General features: G+C 65.5%; 13 protein-coding genes. 1 reads left to right on the plus strand and 12 read right to left on the minus strand.

Annotation, left to right across the window (positions count from 1 at the left end; genetic code table 11):
* Window positions 1–2 precede the first annotated feature (2 nt).
* The 9 genes from AB839_RS04775 to grxD all read right to left on the minus strand — a co-directional run bounded on the left by AB839_RS04775 (window position 3) and on the right by grxD (window position 12,777).
* Window positions 3–3,749, minus strand: a complete 3,747-nt coding sequence (locus tag AB839_RS04775) for a PilC/PilY family type IV pilus protein (RefSeq protein ID WP_061478490.1) — start codon at window positions 3,747–3,749, stop codon at window positions 3–5.
* A gap of 11 nt (window positions 3,750–3,760) precedes the next feature.
* Entirely contained in the window at window positions 3,761–4,276 is a 516-nt protein-coding gene (locus AB839_RS04780; RefSeq protein WP_061478491.1) for a PilX N-terminal domain-containing pilus assembly protein, read from the minus strand.
* Window positions 4,277–4,278: 2 nt separating this feature from the next.
* The gene (locus AB839_RS04785; RefSeq protein WP_061478492.1) at window positions 4,279–5,439 is read right to left on the minus strand and encodes a PilW family protein; all 1,161 of its coding nucleotides are present in this window, start codon (window positions 5,437–5,439) and stop codon (window positions 4,279–4,281) included.
* A gap of 2 nt (window positions 5,440–5,441) precedes the next feature.
* Window positions 5,442–5,915 (minus strand): type IV pilus modification protein PilV, encoded by a 474-nt coding sequence (gene pilV / locus AB839_RS04790; RefSeq protein WP_061478493.1) that lies wholly within the window; start codon window positions 5,913–5,915, stop codon window positions 5,442–5,444.
* Complete coding sequence (locus AB839_RS04795) at window positions 5,912–6,427, minus strand: GspH/FimT family pseudopilin (RefSeq protein WP_061478494.1); 516 nt, start codon at window positions 6,425–6,427, stop codon at window positions 5,912–5,914. The genes pilV and AB839_RS04795 overlap by 4 nt, the downstream gene beginning before the upstream one ends.
* Before the next feature lie 161 nt (window positions 6,428–6,588).
* Window positions 6,589–7,977 carry a nucleotide 5'-monophosphate nucleosidase PpnN gene (gene ppnN, locus AB839_RS04800; protein WP_019659018.1) on the minus strand — a complete coding sequence of 463 codons (1,389 nt, stop codon included), beginning with the start codon at window positions 7,975–7,977 and terminating at the stop codon, window positions 6,589–6,591.
* A 252-nt stretch (window positions 7,978–8,229) separates the two neighbouring features.
* Window positions 8,230–11,451, minus strand: coding sequence for a carboxypeptidase regulatory-like domain-containing protein (locus AB839_RS04805; RefSeq protein ID WP_082783292.1), 3,222 nt, complete (start codon window positions 11,449–11,451; stop codon window positions 8,230–8,232).
* Window positions 11,452–11,683: 232 nt separating this feature from the next.
* Window positions 11,684–12,460, minus strand: coding sequence for an SDR family NAD(P)-dependent oxidoreductase (locus AB839_RS04810; RefSeq protein ID WP_061478496.1), 777 nt, complete (start codon window positions 12,458–12,460; stop codon window positions 11,684–11,686).
* Window positions 12,457–12,777 carry a Grx4 family monothiol glutaredoxin gene (gene grxD / locus AB839_RS04815; protein ID WP_005415957.1) on the minus strand — a complete coding sequence of 107 codons (321 nt, stop codon included), beginning with the start codon at window positions 12,775–12,777 and terminating at the stop codon, window positions 12,457–12,459. The genes AB839_RS04810 and grxD overlap by 4 nt, the downstream gene beginning before the upstream one ends.
* A 121-nt stretch (window positions 12,778–12,898) precedes the next feature.
* Between grxD and AB839_RS04820 the strand changes: the two genes are divergently transcribed.
* Window positions 12,899–13,477: a superoxide dismutase gene (locus tag AB839_RS04820; RefSeq protein WP_061478549.1), complete on the plus strand. Its 579-nt coding sequence runs from the start codon at window positions 12,899–12,901 to the stop codon at window positions 13,475–13,477.
* A 75-nt stretch (window positions 13,478–13,552) separates the two neighbouring features.
* On the opposite strand, the gene AB839_RS04825 is transcribed toward AB839_RS04820, so the two are convergent.
* The 3 genes from AB839_RS04825 to purE all read right to left on the minus strand — a co-directional run bounded on the left by AB839_RS04825 (window position 13,553) and on the right by purE (window position 15,668).
* A complete protein-coding gene (locus tag AB839_RS04825) occupies window positions 13,553–13,894 on the minus strand; it encodes a carboxymuconolactone decarboxylase family protein (RefSeq protein ID WP_061478497.1) in 342 nt (113 codons plus the stop codon).
* Window positions 13,895–14,019: 125 nt separating this feature from the next.
* The gene (locus AB839_RS04830; RefSeq protein WP_061478498.1) at window positions 14,020–15,168 is read right to left on the minus strand and encodes a 5-(carboxyamino)imidazole ribonucleotide synthase; all 1,149 of its coding nucleotides are present in this window, start codon (window positions 15,166–15,168) and stop codon (window positions 14,020–14,022) included.
* The gene (gene purE, locus AB839_RS04835) at window positions 15,165–15,668 is read right to left on the minus strand and encodes a 5-(carboxyamino)imidazole ribonucleotide mutase (RefSeq protein ID WP_005412808.1); all 504 of its coding nucleotides are present in this window, start codon (window positions 15,666–15,668) and stop codon (window positions 15,165–15,167) included. Before purE ends, AB839_RS04830 begins: the two co-directional genes overlap by 4 nt.
* Window positions 15,669–15,719: the final 51 nt, after the last annotated feature.

Below are 15,719 nucleotides of genomic sequence, written 5' to 3' on the forward strand. Positions count from 1 at the left end.
GGTCACTGGATCTGCCTCCAGGACTGGCGGCCACAGGGGTATGGCAGGTACATCGGATCAGCACCGGCCACCGAGATCTGCATCAGGCACGCCTCACCGGGCGGCTGCGGCGGCGGGTTGCCGGGAGTGCTGTCCGGCGGCGCCAAGCGCGGCACCACCGACGTCGTCACGTCCCTCACCGGCGCGTTGCCGCCCGTGTTGAGAGCAACGCCGGCCGTACCCGCCCCCGGCGATCGGCCGTCGGGGGCTCCGAAGCGCACCTGCGACATCGCGGCCTGGCCGGTGCTGGCCTGCAGGCCGAGCAACCAGTTCGCACCGTCCACCGAGCACCCCTGAGCGTCGGACGGAATATAGGTCGGGAAGAACACCACGCCGGACACGATCCTCGGATTACCGACCGCACGCTCCTTGTTGGCCAGCACCACGGTCCAGCCGCGGCTGACCGTAGGCACGGTCCCGCCACGCAATGTCCGCACGCCGGAACCGATCTCGGCCGTATACGAGCTCAGGTTTGCCGAGGTCAGCGTCGTCGTCGGCTGGCCCGCTGCGGTGTCGTTGATACCGTACAACGCCTGCACCGCCGTATCGTTCTCGTCACCGTAGTAGGAGAAGCTGCCGGTGCCGAAGATCAGCATCACGCCACCGGACGGCCCGGTGGTCACCGTCATGCCACCGGTGATCGGCTGGCGGTAGGTCCGGCGGTCGGCGGGATCGACATGGGTATTGGTGGTGAACAACGGTACGGTTGGCGCGGTAGTCCCGCGCAGGTCGAACTTCCAGATAACGCCACGCTTGTCGGCGCCATAGACCGTATCGGCCAGGCCATCACGCACCCGCGCGTTCTGCCCGGTTCCGCCCCAGCGATCAACCACCACGATGTTGCCCAGCCCGTTGCTGCCCGACGGCAGGTTGGTACCCGACTCGATCGCCTCGATCATGCGGATGGTCGGCGTGCGGCCTGCCACCATGTCAACCACGAACAGTACCGCCTTGCCACTCCTGCTTTCGTAGCCGTTACCGAAGATCGCCTTGAAGCCCACCGAACCGTCGGTGTTCTTCACCGGCACGATCACCGGCTTGCCCAGCACATGGCCGATGTTGGCGCGCACAGCATCGTCAAGCGACGCATCGAGGTCACTGATCTCCCACAGCAGGGAGCCGGCCGCGCCGAAGTTGCCCGGATCGGACACATCCAGCGCGAACACACTGCGGCCGCCGGCACCGGCCGTGCCCACCAGTGACGTGGTCCACCCGTTGCTGCCGTAGGTGTCGCTGATCGTCACCGGGCCATCGACGTAGTAACGGTGCTGGAAACGCTGGGCGTTCTGGTTGGTGGGGTCGTTAGGCAGCAACAGGTTGCCCATGTGGCCCAACGCGGTCGAGGGAATGTAGGCGAACCGCTCCTTGCCACCGTCGGCGTCCATCTGGCCGTCGGCGCCCATGCCGCCATCGAAGGCATGCAACATGCCGTCGTTGGCGCCGGCGTAGACCATGTAGCGGCGACCATTGCGCTTGGTGGTCATGTAGGCGGCGTAACTGCTGCCCATCGTGCCCGGAAGGCGGCCAAACCCATAGTCATCCAGAGGCGAACTCAGCACCGGGGTGGAGGTGATGATGTCGCCCAGCACCGTGCTGCGATCACGCAGCTTGCCGCCGTTGCGCTTCTCGCCGGAGGTTTCACCACGCAGGTAGGCCACGGCCGTGGTGGAATCGGTGGCCAGGCCAGCCAGCTCGGACGCGCTGCAGATCAGGATGCCCGGATACAGCGTCGACGACTTGGTGCACAGATTGGCCAGGCTGACATTGCTGCCGGTGAAGTCTTCCAGCGCGCCGTTGCGCCAGAACCGGATGCGGCGTGATGCAGGCGCCGGCATCTTCGCAGATGCTTCCCAGGCCTCTTCCGAAACGATCTTGCGGGTGGACGGCTCGACGCTCAGCTTGAAGGCGCGCAACTTGCTGTACCAGTCGGTGCCGTTGTTGGTGGCCTCGTAGAACGGCTCCACCGACAACGAGCCGACGCCGATGCGTGCGCCGGTCAGCGAACGCGAGCCGGACGGCGTGGCGCCCTGGGCGACGTTGCTGATGATACGGCGCATGGCTGCGGTGATTTCGGCCGGGCGCGTGGCGTTGACCATTTCGCCACGGGTGTCATAGACCGCGTTCCACAGCTCATCAACGGCCTCGGGCTTGAGGTCCTGCGTCGTCGTCGGGAAGTTGGGCTTGACGACGTACGGGTCCGGGCTGAGCACCCACGGGCGCAGCGGATCCGGCAGGTACCGGACGCCGAACTCCTTGCCCTGCGTGCCCAGCGTCACGCCGTAGAAATTCATGTGCAGGTGGGTCTTGCAATCCAGCGACGGATTTGGATTCGGCCCCTTGCACTCGGCCGGCACCGGCACGGAATTGGTCTCCTTGCCCGGCACGAGAGAACTGTTGTAGTACGGCGCTACGAGATCCTTCATCAGCGTCGTGTTGCCGGACTCATTGATATAGCCATCGGTGAACAGCATGCCCGCGTTCTTCTGGCATGACAGGAGCACCGGCGCGTTCTGATCCGTGCGCTGGAATTGTTCGCCAAGGTACTGTGCGGCGGAACGATTGGGCGTACTGCTGCTGGCACGCATTTCGCCGATGATCTGGCTGAGCAGCTGCTGCTTCTCCGGCTCGTTGGTCATGTTGAACATGGTCACCGCGCGGCGGCCATTGATACGGAACCAGCCCACGCGCAGATTGGTCGTGTCGTACAGCGCATTCGTGGCCGCACCGATCAGCGCTTCGCGTCGCGTCCGGTACAGGCTGAACCAGTTGGCGAAGCTCTGCATGGCAGCGTTGTACTTCGCTTGATTGTTGCCGAAGTTCGCAAGCTTGATTTCGTACTTGTACAACGTACCCGGACGGCCGCCCGGAGGATTTGCAACGGCAACAGGAGCCGCGGTGTACCCATATTCCGCCGGCAGCGTAGACGGATCTGCCAGGAAGAACGTAGCCGGATAGAAGGCGACGGCAGCATCGCAGCTTGAGCTGCTGATGGTAGTCTGGCGCGTCACGTTGTCGAACGAGCCTTCCTGCCGGACAGCCCCTCCGCTCAGGTTGCATCGCCCACGCTCAATACGGGTTCCGACCGGCAGCGTCATGCCGGAACGGAAGCGGAAGCGCCAGTTCGCGCCGGTCCGCCCGCCGGTGTCCATGCTGGTCAGCAGCGAGTCCACAGTCAGGTCCAGCGCGCCAGCGATCTTGTTCGGTGCATTGCCCGGACGCGGGTCCAGCGGCGCGCTGGACGCCCTGATGTCCAGATAGTTGGCAAGGGCTGTATCGGACAAGCCGGTCTTCCAGCCAGGATAGATCTCACGCGGGTCGTAGTAGGACGGGTTGACGTCCGGCGATCGGGCGAAACCGAAGCTGTCGAGCGGCGGGATGGCTGCCTGGTCGTCGCGTCCATAGCTGGGGAAGACGTACAGGTAGCGCTGCCCAGACCCATCGTAGCCGTTGACGGCACCCTGGTTGTAGAAGCCACTGCCATCCCAGCGGTACACGCCATCGCGCGTGTTGTTCAATGTTTCCCACAGCATCGAGCCGGAATCATCCAGCGCCATCAGGAAGGCCGGCGGCGTCTGCACCTGGATGTTCAGCGGCGCCTGCGCCAGCGTGCCCTGGGCCTGGGCCGCCATCAGGCTGTAGATGACATAGCCGCCCCCGAGCGCCAGTGCGGCGCCGCTTGCGGCCATGAAACGGAATTTGCGCGAAGCCATGGCCTGCGTCCTCAGAGTTTGAATACGGTATCGATGACCACCGACGACGAGCTCGCATCGGCATCGTCGGTCGCGAAGCCGGTGATCTGGTAGATCGGCGTGACGTCTTCCAGCGGACGGCCCATGTCGAGCGACGATTCGCCCATCACACAGCTGTCAATCTGGCGGACATTGACCGCAGGACGCGTCTGGTTGCGGTGGCTTTCGGCCCAGATGGCCGGATCGAAGCCGTCATCGCAGACCCGCGACAGAGTGCTGGACTGCACCAGGCTGTCGTTCCCCACATCCTGACGGTTGGCGATTTTCTCCACCGAGCGTTCGGCCGCACGCACCACGCCCTCCGAGTTCTGGAAGGCCCGGTTGGCGGCGCGGTAGTTCGCTGCCATCTTCTCCTGCATGCCGGCCACCTGCATGCCCGCAATGCCGAGCAGCGCCAGCAGGATGAGCATGATCAACGCGACATAGAGCACGGCGCCGCGCTGGGTGCGAGCGGAGGCGGGCCTGAACGAACGTGAGAAGGTCGTCATGATCAGTTCCCGAACAGGCGATTGCGCAGTGCAATCGAGACTTCATAGCTGGAGCGGTAGCGGCCGTCAGGCTTGTCACTGCTGGCAAAGCCAACGCCGAGTACCGACAGCGGGTTGGCCGGCGTGCTCGAAGACGACGGCGTCGGGCTGCGTGCCAGCAGCCCCACCTGCACCTGCCCCACCCGCAGCCACTGCGCGGCACCGGCGGCGTTAGCGTTGCTGCTGACCCCAGTCGCGGCGGCCAGGCGGGTGATGTTGCCGGCCGGCGGCGTGCCCAGGCTGATGTTGGCGGTACTGTCCAGGCCATACAGCAGCTGCAGGCTTTCGATGCCTTCCACGAGTTCTTCATTGACCGCATAGGCGCCAGCACTGTTGGCGCGCGCACGACGCAGGCCCGGCTGACCGGTCTCCGGATTGATGCCGACGTAATAGACCATCGACTCGGCGCGATAGAGCATCGTCTGCCCGGTCGGCTGCGCAGCATAGCGCGACAGGTCCAGCGAGGGCGCGGTCACACGTGCCGCACTCAACGTACCGGCGAAGATGTCCGCATGGGCACAGTCGGCGATGCCGAACAAGGTCGGTGCCGCCACGCCCCCCGAGGTGAGCCTGGCCACCCGGGTGCTGTCCATGTCCAGCAGCGCATTGCCGCCGCTGGACGAAATGCCGGTCACCGGCACCCCCTCAGGGGCCAGGTAGCGCAGTACCAGCACATCGCTTCCGCCTGCCGGCGCAGGGCTGAGCCGGGTGATCGCTGCCGGCAGCGCTGACGGTGCGGACCATGTCGCCCCGAGTGCGAGCCTCCCGCCCGGCGCGGTTCCCGGTGCATCGAAGCCCTGGATGGAAACGCTGAAATCAAGCGGGCTGCCATCGCCCGAGGATGCACCCAGATGCGATACCGGATCGCCTTGGTTCTTCACCACGTGGGCCTGGTCGTTCACGCAGCCCATGTGCCCGGCCATGCGGATGTCTCGCTCAAGGAAATCCAGCGCGAAACGGGCGTTCTCCTGCACGCGCGAGGCCCCCTCGGACAGGCGCGAGGCAGCCTGCGAGGCCATGAAGACCTGCACCACCCCCAGCATCAGCACCAGGCTGATTACCAGGGCGATCATCAGTTCCACCAGCGACAGGCCGGCCATGGTGGCACGTCGGTTCAGGCGCATGCTCACAGCTCCGTAGCCAATGCAAAGGTGGTGGCCTTGTCCGGGTCATCCGGATCCCAGCGCTGGTCGCCCCAGGTGATGGCCACATTGACCACGCCGCCATTGAAGGTGACATTGGCGCCTGCATCGTCGCCCAGCGCCTTCACCACCTGGCATTGCCAGCGCGCGATCTTCTTTTCAATGGAGACGTCGCCGGTATCGCTGGTGCACGCGGTGGCGGCGGTCTTGCTGCCTGCCGCGAACGACGCGCCGGTGTACCAGGCCGCCTGGAAGCGGTTGCTGCGCATCTGCTCGGTCAGGTCGTACGCAAGGTTGGTGGCCTGGGTTCGATAATTGGCGCTCTGCACGAATCGGACGTTCATGGTCTGCAAGAGAGCAAAACCCAGCAGGCCGAACGCCAACACGATGATGGCGATCAGTACTTCAAGCAGGGTGAAGCCCCCGGCCTGGCGCGCACGGAAGGTACGGGTGGTCATGGACAGGCTTCCTTGGTGCTGCGGATCTGCCCGGAGGCGTTCACCGTCAGTGTGCGCTTGTGCAGTGCGCCCTTGCTGCAGACGTCCGGCTCCAGCCGTACATCCTGCTCGGCGCTGGCGCGGCGACGGCCGCGCCCGTCAAAGGCGATCTCCGTGGCCGGCCCAGTGATCTTCAGCTTGGGATTGCCACTGACGAAGCGCAGGACGGTTTCACCTGCCGACAGCGCACCGTCGCCATTGGCATCGGCAAAGGCCAGCATGCCGCCCGACCAGCCACCATCACAGCTGGCACCGTCGCTGCTTCCACAGACGCCGCCGCCGCGGTTGCTGCGGATCGCCTCGCTGCGGGCAAGACTGAGCAGGCCCAGGACCTCGTTGTTGGTCGAGCTCACCCGGCTCGAACGGATCGTGCTCTGGAAACTTGGAAAGGCGATCGCAGCCAGGATCGCCACCACGGCGATGGTGATCATCAGTTCAACCAGCGTGAAGCCGTTTTGCCGGCGCAAAGACATTGGACGCTCCCCAGCGTGTTGGTGGCCACGATGGGCCATCGCCCCGCCACCGGCAAGCGGCGGCAGGATGAACGGTCAATCCGGGGCGACGGGCGTCAAAGGCTTGACGACCCGCCCTCCCCTGCCAGTGCCGGCGCGATCCCCATCACGCCGGCCCGGGTTCAGGCCAGCACCTGGTAGCAGGGCTGGTACTCGCCGGAGATCTTCATCCGGCGCTGCTCGACGAAGGCGCGCAGCAGCGCATCCAGCGCCTGCATCATGTCCGGGTCGCCGTGGATCTGGAACGGCCCGAACTGCTCGATGCGGCGCATGCCGTCTTCCTTCACGTTGCCGGCGACGATGCCCGAGAACGCGCGGCGCAGGTCGGCCGCCAGCGCGTGCGGGGCACGCCCGTGGTGCAGGTCCAGCGCCGCCATCGCTTCGTGGGTGGGTACGAACGGCTGCTGGTACTCCCACGGAATCTCGATCGACCAGTTGAAGAAGAACGAGTCCTTCTGCGCCAGGCGGTGCTCGCGCACGCGCTTGATGCCGGTGGCCATCTTCTTCGCAACCGCCACCGGGTCGCCGATGATGATCTCGTAGCGCTCGGCAGCCGCATCGCCCAGGGTCAGGCGGATGAAGCGATCAATCTGCTCGAAGTACGGTGCCGCTACCGTCGGGCCGGTCAGGATCAGCGGGAACGGCAGGTCCTTGTTCTCCTCGCGCAGCAGGATGCCGAGCAGGTACAGGATCTCTTCGGCGGTACCGACGCCACCGGCGAACACGATGATGCCGTGGCCGATGCGGACGAAGGCCTCAAGGCGCTTCTCGATGTCCGGCATGATCACCAGGTGGTTGACGATCGGGTTCGGCGACTCGGCGGCGATGATGCCCGGCTCGGTCAGGCCGATGTAACGCGTCACGGTACGGCGCTGCTTGGCGTGGGCGATGGTGGCACCCTTCATCGGGCCCTTCATCGCACCCGGGCCACAGCCGGTGCAGATGTCCAGGCCGCGCAGGCCCAGTTCATAGCCCACCTGCTTGGTGTACAGGTATTCGTCGCGCGAGATCGAGTGTCCGCCCCAGCACACCACCAGGTTCGGATCACCCGGATTGAGGATGCGCGCGTTGCGCAGCAGGCCGAACACCGCGTTGGTGATGCCCTCGGATGACTCCAGCTCGGCCGCGTAGGCCGGGCCCATTTCGATGGCCATGTAGGCCAGGTCGCGCACGACGGCGAACAGCAGTTCGGCGACACCGCGGATGATCTCGCCGTCGACGAAGGCCATCGCCGGTGCGTTGACCAGATCGATGCGCACGCCGCGATCCTGCTGCGCCACCTGGATGTCGAAATCAGGGTAGAGGTCGCGCGCCGCGCGCGGATCGTCCGAGGCGCTGCCGCTGGTCAGCACGGCCAGCGCGCAGCGGCGCAGCAGCTCATGCATGCCGCCGGCGGAGGCATCGCGCAGGCGTGCCACTTCGGCCCGCGACAACACGTCCAGCCCACCGCGCGGGTAGATCCGCGCATCCTGTACCGGCAGCGCACGGGCTGATTTTTCGTTCGTGGTCATATCCAATTTTTCGCTTCCTTCAAGGTTTCCGACTGTACTGCCGCCCCCTTAAAAAGCAAAACGGCCGGGAAGCCCGACCGTTGGATGTGTGCTGCCCGCGTTCGCCATTCCGGGACCGCATCGGCGGCGTTGGCACCGCGCACATTTCTGGATGCTACGCCGTTGCCCGACACCCTGCAAGAACTTTCGCCTGAACGGAAAACGGCCGGGTTTCCCCGGCCGTTTCCACTTACCACTTCAAGCGCTGACGGATCAGAACTTGTACTTCAGGGTCAGCTGCATCGACCAACGCGACACGGCGGTGTTGCCCTTGTCGTTGTTGTTTTCCTGCACCGACGGGTTGTCGGTCGAACCAGTGAAGGAGTACACGTACTTGCCGGTGGCCGGATCGATACCTGCGTAGTTGGCAACGCGACGGGTCGAGTAGAAGCCGTAGTCGTCGATCAGGCCCCACTTCTTGTTCAGCAGGTTGCCGACATTCATGATGTCCAGGGCGACTTCACCCTTGTGACCCTTCATGAAGCCCGGGAATTCCTGGCTGACGCGGACGTCGAAGCTGTTGACCCACGAGGCGCGGTGGCGGTTGGCCGGGACCACGCTGCCACGGTAGGCATCGAGTTCCGGGTTCTGCGCCAGCCAGTCGAAGAACTGCTTCTCCATCGCGGCACCGCCGGTGAACAGCACGTCGCCCGGACCCTTCGGCACGTAGAACAGGTCGTTGGTGGCAGCACCGTCGCCGTTGGCATCGTTGTAGAAGATGTAGCTGTACGGACGGCCCGAACGGCCTTCGTAGAACAGGCCGACGCGGGTGGCGTTGTCACCGAAGAAGTTGTGCTTCCACTCCAGGGTGCCGGTGACGCGGTCCTTCATCGCATAACGCGAGTTGTAGGCCACGTTCTCGTTGGCATTGAAGATCAGCGTGTTGTTCCAGTTCGAGGTGTTCTGCGAGCTGGACAGCGGGCTGACCTCGGTCGACTTGGTGTAGGTGTAACCCAGCGACCAGCCCCAGTTCTCGGTCAGCGGCTTGGCCAGCGAGAAGGTGGCCTGGGTGCCGCGGCCCTTGTCGGTGTTGCGCAGGACCAGCACATCGCCGATGTCGGACGGACGGTTGGCGCGGTCAACAGCACCCTTGGTACCGGTCGACATGCCGTAGTCGACACCCTTGTCGATACGGGTATTGGCCTGATTGCGGCCAGCGGCGTTCCAGTAGATCGCGCGGCCATCCTGACCGAAGGCGGTCGGCGCCGACACGTCCAGACGGTCGAAGTAGATGCCGTCCTTGACCTTGGTGAACAGCACTTCGGCCGACGCCACGATGCCGTACCACGGCAGCTCATGGTCGAACGCCAGGTTGGCCTTCCACACCGACGGCAGGCGGGTGCCCGGCGCGATGATGTCAACGTTCTGACGGGCCGAAGCCGGGCCACCGGCCGGGATGTACGGGTTGTTGCCGTCCGGGGTGAAGGCACCGGCCGGGATGCTGCGCTCGTCGTACTCGATGTAGTTCAGGCCGGTGTTCTGGTAGGCACCTGCCAGCCATACGTTCGGGGCGGCGCCGCCGAACAGGCCCACGCCACCGCGCAGCTGGGTCGGGCGATCGCTGTCGAAGGTGTAGTTGAAGCCGACGCGCGGCTGCACCAGGTTCTTGTCGACCAGCTTGGTATTGTTGAAGCCGTACAGCTGCTCGATGCGCGGGTTGTACAGGCGCTGGGTGCTGAAGTCAGGCATGTCGATGCGCACGCCGAACATCAGGTTCAGGTTGTAGTTGATCGCCCAGGTGTCCTGCACGAACACGCCGGTGTTCTTCAGGGTGAAGTCGGCCGGGATGTCGCTGCGGCTGCCATCGGCGCGCGGAGCACGCAGCTGGTAGCGCGAAGCCTTGCCCGCCAGGAAATCGTTGACGCTGTTGAATTCGTACACGCCGTTGAGGTTGCGGCCGTAGAAGTTCATCAGGTCATTCTTCGAGTAATCGAAGCCGAACTTGACGGTGTGGTCACCGATGTACCAGGTACCGGCACCAAAGGCGCTCAGTTCCTTCGACTCGACGATGTTGACGTGGGTGTTCTGTTCGGTACCGACGTACAGCGAATCGTTGCCCGACTTGATGCGGATCTGCGGCATGTCGACCAGCGGGACGCGGTTGGCCGAGTAATCCTTGTGCGAGACCTTGAACTCGGTCGAGAAGTTCTCGGACCAGTCACTGAACAGTTCGCCCATCCAGGTTTCGTACTGGGTCGGCTGCTGGTACCAGAAGTTGCTCAGCGAGATGGCGCTGCTGCTGACCTGCGGGAAGCGAACGACGTTCTGCTCCATCTTGTTGTAGCGCAGGGCCGCACGGTGATTCTCGTTGATGTTCCAGTCCAGCTTGACCGCATACTCTTCGATCTCGGTCTTGCTGTTCGGCGCCGTCAGGCTGCCCGGGTCGTAGCCCAGCTTGCCCAGGAAGTTCTGGACGTCGGTGATCTGCTGCTGGGTGATGGTGCCACGGCCGATCGGCGTGTCGCTCAGGGCGACGCCGGCAGCCGAGCGCTCGTACTTTTCATAGTTGGTGAAGAAGAACAGCTTGTCCTTGACGATCGGGCCGCCGAAGGTCATGCCGTAGGTCTTCTCGTCCTCGAAGCCGTTGAAGTCCTGCTTGTCACCTTCCAGGCGCGAGCGGACCATGTCCTTGTCGCGGTACGAACCGTACACGGTGCCGTGGAATTCATTGGTACCCGACTTGGTCACGGCGTTGATCACCGCGCCGGTGCCACCGGCGATGGTGGTGTCGTAGTTGGCCAGGTCGATGTTGATTTCCTGGATGGCGTCCATCGACACCGGCTGACGCTCGGTCGGCAGGTTGTTGGAACCCAGGCCGAACGGATCGGAGGCGCTGATGCCGTCGATGCGGATGGCGTTGTAACGGGTGTTCTGGCCGCCAGCCGAGATCGCGCCGTCCGCCTTGCTGACCTGCGAGATGCGCGGGTCGAGACGGACGTAGTCCTGGATGTTGCGGCTGGCCGACGGCAGCGCATCCATCGTTTCGCGGGTCACGTTGGTGCCGGTGCCCATCTTGTTGGCGCTGAACAGGTCCAGGCCGCCGGCGGTGGCAACAACGTTCACCGCGTCCAGGTTGGTCGCAGCCAGATCACCGCCCAGGTTGGCGTTGACGGTGTTGACCTGGTTCAGGTTCAGGTAGACACCTTCCTCGGTCTTGGTGCCTTCACCGGACTTGGTGATGGTGATGGTGTACGGACCACCCACGCGCAGGCCGCGCGCGTTGTATCGGCCCGACGCATCGGTGGTGGCACGCGAAACAGTGCCCGACTCGGTGTGCGTGATGGTGACTTCAGCGCCGGCGACAGGCTGGCCTGCAGCGGACATCACCTGGCCGCCGACACCGGCGGAGGTGCTGCTCTGGGCGAAGGCGGGAGCGGCAGCAAGTGCAGCCACGAGACCAAGGGTAAGCTTGGACATCCGGAGTGGGTGGGTCATTTTTCGGTAGCCTCGATGCGAGTTGGCGATGGCGGAAAAAAAGCGCATCCAAGCAGCCCTGCGGGTGGCTGATCGGAGAGTTATCTGGGGTTCCCTACCGCTCGGCTGAAGGCAGCCCTAACGGTTAACACTAGATTAACACGCTACGCCATCAATGTGACGGTTGTGCGACAAACGGCACCGGTTCGCAACGCAATCGTGACGGGTTCTTCACTCCGTCTTCCCACGGGGCTCACCTTTCCCGAGGCGTCTCACTGGCATCGAGAATCTGCCCCCGCCAGGCGCTCCCAGCGGCGGACAGCAGGGTCACCGCAGCGGCCGCCGCGGCTTCCGGGCCTTGCGCAGCCGGGTCCTGGTCCACGGAATAGGCGCGGGCCCGAAGCGCCGTGCGCAGGGGGCCGGGGTACAGGCCGCTGACCCGGATGGGACTACGGCCCAGTTCATCGTGCAGGCTGGCGATCAGGCCACGCAGGCCGTGCTGGGCCGCGCCATACCCCCCCCAATAGGCCTGTCCGACCCGTTCGGGGGCATCGACCGCGAACACCAGAGCGGCATCCTCGCGTTGCCGCAGCAGCGGCAGGCAGGCCTGGGCCAGCCAGGCCGGCGCGGTCAGGGTGACATGGACCGCACGGGCGAAACTGGCCGGGTCAGCCAGTTCAAACGGAGTCAGCCCGGGGAAATGCGCGGCGCAGACCAGCAGTCCATCCAGCCGCCCCAGCTCGCGCTGCAGGGCCTGGGCCAGTTCGGCATAGTCATCGGGGCTGGCGCCTTCCAGGTCCAACGGGTACAGAAGCGGTTCCGGACCGACCGCCTGGACCTGGGCATAGACCCGGTCCAGCCGGCGCGGCTTGCGTCCCAGCAGGACCACGGTGGCCCCGGCTGCAGCTGCGGCGACCGCCGCGGCACTGCCCAGCCCTCCCCCGGCGCCGGCGACCAGTACGACGCGATCCTGCAACGGGCGGCCATCGATCGCCCCGTCAGTCGGTGACGTCGACGGCCAGGCACTCATCCCTGGGTCGCCTCTTCGACGATGCGCTTGAGCTCGCCGGATTCAAACAGTTCCATGACGATGTCGCAGCCGCCGATCAACTCACCGTTGATGAACAGCTGCGGGAAGGTCGGCAGATTGGAAAAGCGCGGCAGGTTGGCGCGGATCTCCGGCTCTTCGAGCACGTTGACAGTGCGCAGGGTGACGGCGCCGGCTGCCATCAACGCCTGCACGGCGCGACTGGAAAAGCCGCACATCGGGTATTGCGGGGTGCCCTTCATGAACAGCACGAGCGGGTAACGATCGACCTCGGCCTGGATTTGCTGCATTACCGCCACAACCACACTCCTTGCTTCGCCGGACAAACCGACCGTGATGGTCGGCTAGACTGCCCACGGTAGCCGCCATTGTAAGCGGATGGAACAGGCTGCCGCCGTCCCCCTGGCCACGAACCTGTCCATGCCCGTCGAATTGCCTGCCCTGCCCTACCTCCCCGGCTCCCTGCAGCCCCACCTGTCCGCGCAGACCGTTGAGTTGCATCACGGCCGCCACCACCGCGCCTACGTTGACGCGGTCAACGCCGGCACTCTCGGCACCGAGTGGGAGGAGGCGTCACTGGAAGAGATCGTGCGCCATGCCCAGGGCACGCTGTTCGATGTGGCCGCCCAGGCCTGGAACCACGGCTTCTATTGGCAGTGCCTGCGCCCGCGCGGCGGCGGCGAGCCGCAGGGCCGGCTGGGCGAGCTGGTCAAGCGCCAGTTCGGTGATGCGCAGCGCCTGCGCGAGGAATTCAACCGCACCGCGCTGGGCCTGTTCGGCTCGGGCTGGGTGTGGCTGGTGCAGCACCCCGGTGGCCAGCTCGGCATCCAGGCCACCCGCAACGCCGGCACGCCACTGACCGGCGAAAGCACCCCGCTGCTGTGCTGCGATGTCTGGGAGCACGCCTACTACACCGATTACCAGAATGATCGCGCGCGTTACCTGGATGCCTTCTGGCAGATGGTCAACTGGGAATTCGCCGAGAGCCAGCTGCGCTGACTGCCTGTAGGGCCGAGCCCATGCTCGGCTGGCCGGACAGCAGCCGAGCATGGGCTCGGCTCTACAGATGAAGCGTCACGCGTTCTCGTGCGCAGCCACCGCGTCCATCACCCGCGCCGAGTACACCAGCGCCGGGCCGGCGTTGAGCGACACCGCCACGCCCAGTGCTTCGGCGATTTCCTCGCGGCTGGCGCCATGCTTCAGCGCAGCGTCCACGTGCACGGTGATGCAGCCGTCGCAGCGGGTGGTCACCGCCACCGCCAATGCGATCAGCTCACGGGTCTTGGCATCCAGGTGGTTGGTCTGGGCACCGGCATTGGCCAGGGTGGCGTAGCCCTTGACCGTGTCCGGCGAGAGCTTGCCGATCTCTCCGATGCGGCCCTTCAGTTCCTTGCGATAGGCATTCCAGTCGAGCATGGTCGTGACTCCTGTGAAAGGAGCCCCACGCTACCACCGGCAATGGTGCGCCGATGCCTGCACCGGCGCGCCACACCGTTGCAGGCATACAAGGTTGTGCCGGCCATTGGCCGGCACGCCCGGGCTCAGCGGTTGCGCAGCGCGTGCACTGCCGGCGCCACCTGGGCCTGGCGGTCCAGCTCCAGGCCGACCTGGTCCAGCGCATCGGCCAATGCAGCGGCATCATCGTCGCGCAACGTGGCGTGGCCGACCTTGCGACCTTCGCGCGGCTCCTTGCCGTAATCGTGCCAATGGCCACTGGCCTGACCCAGCACCGGCGCCGGATCGGGCATCGCGCCCAGCCAGTTCAGCATGCAGGCATGGCCGAGCATGCGGGTGCTGCCCAGTGGCAGGCCCAGCACGGCACGCAGGTGATTCTCGAACTGCGAGGTCTCGCTGCCTTCGATGGTCCAGTGGCCGGAGTTGTGCACGCGCGGTGCCATCTCGTTGGCCAGCAGTTCGCCGTCGCGACAGAACAGCTCCAGTGCGAACACTCCCACATACTGCAGGTGCTCGGCGACGCGGCGGGCATAGCCGATCGCTGCCTGCCGCTCGGCGTCGGACAGCACCGCCGGTGCCACGCTGGCGGACAGCACGCCGTCGACATGCCAGTTGCCGGTGACCGGCCAGGCTTCGAAGCTGCCATCGCGGCCACGCACGGCCACCACGCTGACCTCGCGCTGGAAGGCCACGAAGCCCTCCAGGATCAGTCCGGTGCGCTCCACCTGGGCACCGAGCGCATCCCATGCGGCGTCGATGTCGGCTTCGCTGCGCAGGCGGAACTGACCCTTGCCGTCGTAGCCGAGGCGGCGGGTCTTGAGGATGCACGGCAGGCCGAACTCAGCCGCCTTCGCCGCCAGCTCGTCGCGGTTACGGATGTCGGCGAAGGCCGGCAGCGGAATACCCAGCTGCTGGAACAGGGTCTTCTCGCTCAACCGGTCCTGGGCCACCGCCAGCGCGGCCGGCGGCGGATAGACCGGCACGCGGTCGGCCAGGAACTGTGCACTGTCGGCAGGTACGTTCTCGAAATCGAAGGTGACCACATCGACCTTGGCGGCGAAGTCCGCCAGGGCCTGGCGGTCATCGAAGGCGCCCACGGTGAGCGGCGCCAGCGGGCCGCTGCAGGCGTCGGCGGCCGGGTCGTACAGTTCGAAGCGAAGCCCCAGCGGCGCACCGGCCAGGACCATCATGCGGGCGAGCTGGCCGCCGCCCAGGATGCCGACAGTCAGGCTCATTGGCGCGGATCGTCGTGGGCCATCACGTCTTCGGTCTGGCGTGCACGGAAGGCATCGAGCGCCTGGCCGATCGCCGGCTGGTCGCTGGCCAGCATCGCCGCCGCGAACAGCGCGGCGTTGGAGGCGCCGGCGTTGCCGATGGCGAAGGTGGCGACCGGGATGCCGGCCGGCATCTGCACGATCGACAGCAGGGAATCCATTCCGTTGAGGGCCTTGGACTGCACCGGCACACCCAGCACCGGCACGGCGGTCTTGGCCGCGATCATGCCCGGCAGGTGCGCGGCCCCGCCGGCACCGGCGATGATCGCGCGCAGGCCACGCGGGCCCGCCTGCTCGGCGTAGCTGAACAACACATCCGGCGTCCGATGCGCGGACACCACCTTCACTTCGAACGGAACACCCAGGGCTTCAAGCTTCTGGGCGGCGTGCTGCATGGTTTCCCAGTCGGAACGGGAACCCATGACGATGCCGACAAGCGGCGCGATCGGATTGGGGGTCATTGGCCGTCACCTGCCTTAAAGACGTATTCTAGCCGTCTTCCACGCAAGACG

It is taken from the genome of Stenotrophomonas sp. DDT-1 (assembly GCF_001580555.1).
Lineage (GTDB): Bacteria > Pseudomonadota > Gammaproteobacteria > Xanthomonadales > Xanthomonadaceae > Stenotrophomonas > Stenotrophomonas sepilia.

What these genes read in the sequence shown, in the direction of transcription:
- AB839_RS04795 (WP_061478494.1), bottom strand. Translation starts at nt 6,427, where the DNA reads ATGTCTTTGCGCCGGCAAAACGGCTTCACGCTGGTTGAACTGATGATC.
- AB839_RS04805 (WP_082783292.1), bottom strand. Translation starts at nt 11,451, where the DNA reads ATGACCCACCCACTCCGGATGTCCAAGCTTACCCTTGGTCTCGTGGCT.
- AB839_RS04810 (WP_061478496.1), bottom strand. Translation starts at nt 12,460, where the DNA reads ATGAGTGCCTGGCCGTCGACGTCACCGACTGACGGGGCGATCGATGGC.
- purE (WP_005412808.1), bottom strand. Translation starts at nt 15,668, where the DNA reads ATGACCCCCAATCCGATCGCGCCGCTTGTCGGCATCGTCATGGGTTCC.
- AB839_RS04785 (WP_061478492.1), bottom strand. Translation starts at nt 5,439, where the DNA reads ATGCGCCTGAACCGACGTGCCACCATGGCCGGCCTGTCGCTGGTGGAA.
- AB839_RS04775 (WP_061478490.1), bottom strand. Translation starts at nt 3,749, where the DNA reads ATGGCTTCGCGCAAATTCCGTTTCATGGCCGCAAGCGGCGCCGCACTG.
- AB839_RS04830 (WP_061478498.1), bottom strand. Translation starts at nt 15,168, where the DNA reads ATGAGCCTGACTGTCGGCATCCTGGGCGGCGGCCAGCTCGCCCGCATG.
- AB839_RS04820 (WP_061478549.1), top strand. Translation starts at nt 12,899, where the DNA reads ATGCCCGTCGAATTGCCTGCCCTGCCCTACCTCCCCGGCTCCCTGCAG.
- ppnN (WP_019659018.1), bottom strand. Translation starts at nt 7,977, where the DNA reads ATGACCACGAACGAAAAATCAGCCCGTGCGCTGCCGGTACAGGATGCG.
- pilV (WP_061478493.1), bottom strand. Translation starts at nt 5,915, where the DNA reads ATGACCACCCGTACCTTCCGTGCGCGCCAGGCCGGGGGCTTCACCCTG.
- AB839_RS04780 (WP_061478491.1), bottom strand. Translation starts at nt 4,276, where the DNA reads ATGACGACCTTCTCACGTTCGTTCAGGCCCGCCTCCGCTCGCACCCAG.
- AB839_RS04825 (WP_061478497.1), bottom strand. Translation starts at nt 13,894, where the DNA reads ATGCTCGACTGGAATGCCTATCGCAAGGAACTGAAGGGCCGCATCGGA.